Annotated in this window: 3 protein-coding genes; all 3 read right to left on the bottom strand. The window is 65.5% G+C overall.

What is annotated here, in order from left to right; translation table 11 throughout:
• On the bottom strand, positions 1-498 hold a 498-nt coding region (locus EN780_RS33185; protein ID WP_133372841.1), incomplete at its 3' end, for an alpha/beta hydrolase.
• 216 nt (positions 499-714) lie between these two features.
• Positions 715-1,497 carry a carnitinyl-CoA dehydratase gene (locus EN780_RS33175; protein WP_128276373.1) on the bottom strand — a complete coding sequence of 261 codons (783 nt, stop codon included), beginning with the start codon at positions 1,495-1,497 and terminating at the stop codon, positions 715-717.
• Positions 1,490-1,870, bottom strand: a 381-nt coding sequence (locus tag EN780_RS33170; protein WP_189556941.1) for an acetate--CoA ligase family protein, incomplete at its 5' end; no start/stop codon positions are given. The genes EN780_RS33175 and EN780_RS33170, both read right to left, overlap by 8 nt.

The following is a 1,870-nucleotide window of genomic DNA, read 5'->3' as shown; positions in this document are numbered from 1 at the left end:
GCTGACGGCGGCGCAAAGATTGCCGCCGGCGCTGTCGCCGCAAAGCAGGACGGGGCGTTCGTAAGCGGCGGCGGCCCATTCGAAGGCTGCCATGACATCGTCGAAGGCGGCCGGGTGCAGGTGCTCCGGCGCCAGCCGATAGTCGACGGAAACCACCTCGAAGCCGGTGCGGGCGCAGAGCTCGGCGCAGACATCGTCATGGCTGTCCAGCCCGCCGAGGATGAAGCCGCCGCCATGGACGTAGAGCACCATCGCCGCCCTCTGCGGTTTTGCGTTGCGATAGAGGCGGATCGGGATGTCTTGCGCGGGCGCCGGGATGGCTGTGGTCTCGACCGTCACGCCTTGCGGATAGCCGGCAAAGAATTCCCGGCACATGCGGTCATAGATCGCGCGCTGCTCTGCGATCGTGTAGTCGATCGTATCCGGCGGATAGTAGGAGTTGGTCTTCTCGATGAAGGCCCAGGTCTCGGCGTCGATGAGGGTTTTGTAGTTGGTCATGCAGGATGACCAACTTTCGGTGATGGCGCCCAGGCCCCCCTCTCTGTCCTGCCGGACATCTCCCCCTCAAAGGGGGAGATCAGATGTCGCGAAGGCTTTCGCCTATCTTCTACGCTGGAAGAAAAGCGTAGAGGCTGAAACTGCCGATCTCGCCGCTTGAGGGAGAGATGCCCGGCAGGGCAGAGGGGGGTGCCTCGCGCCATCACCTCCGCAGAGTCACTTCCCCTTCCACACCGGGTCGCGCTTCTCGGCGAAGGCCCGGAACCCTTCCATATTGTCTTCCGACCCATAGAGGATATCGACGGTCGGCAGTTGGCGGCGTGTCACCTTGTTCATTGCGTCCTGGAAGGTGAGCGCCTCGGCCACGCGCGCGGTCTCCTTGATCGCGGCGAAGACCAGCGGCGGGCCGCTGGCCAGCATCCGCGCGATCTCCCAGACGCGGTCCTCGAGCTTGTCCTTGGGCAGCACCTCGTTGACCAGGCCCCAGCGATGCGCTTCCGCGACAGCCATCCAGCGGCCGGTGAGCAAAAGGTCCATCGCGACATGGTAGGGAATGCGTTTCGGCAGCTTGATCGTCGCAGCGTCGGCCAGCGTGCCGGCGCGGATCTCGGGCAACGCGAAGGAGGAATGGTCCGAGGCGTAGATCAGGTCGCAGGACAGCGCCAGTTCGAAGCCGCCGCCGACCGCCATGCCGTTGACGCAGGCGATGACCGGCTTGTTGAGGTCGCGCAATTCCTGCAGCCCGGCGAAGCCGCCGACGCCATAATCGCCGTCGACCGCGTCGCCGCCGGCGGCCGCCTTGAGGTCCCAGCCGGCGCAGAAGAACTTGTCGCCGGCGGTCTTGACGATGGCGACGCGCAATTCGGGATCGTCGCGGAACGCCTTGAACGTCTCGCCCATCAGCCGCGACGTCTTCAGGTCGATGGCGTTGGCCTTCGGCCGGTCGAGCGTGACCTCGAGGATCGCGCCCTCGCGGCGGGTCGAAATGACGTCAGACATTCTTCTTTTCTCCAAGCACCAGCAGCGCGTCGGCGATCCAGGCGCCCTTGCCTTCGGCGCAGACGATGAGCGGATTGATGTCGAGCTCCTCGATCTCGCCGGCATTCTGCTGCACGAAGCCGGCGATGCCGGCGATGGCGTCGATGGCAGCCTGAACATCGGCCTTGGGCCGGCCGCGATAGCCTTCGAGCAGCGGATAGAGCTTCAGTCCACGCAGGGCCGCTTCGATGTCGTCGCGGGTCGCCGGCAGCATCAAAGTGACGCTGTCTCGCAACAATTCGACCAGCACGCCGCCGGTGCCGAGCGTCATCACCGCGCCGAACATCGGGTCGCGGGTGAAGCCGACGATCAGCTCGGCGACGCCGTCGCGCAC

The organism is Mesorhizobium sp. M4B.F.Ca.ET.089.01.1.1, assembly GCF_004022605.1.
Lineage (GTDB): Bacteria > Pseudomonadota > Alphaproteobacteria > Rhizobiales > Rhizobiaceae > Mesorhizobium > Mesorhizobium abyssinicae.
This window is presented reverse-complemented; position numbering and strand designations above follow the sequence as displayed.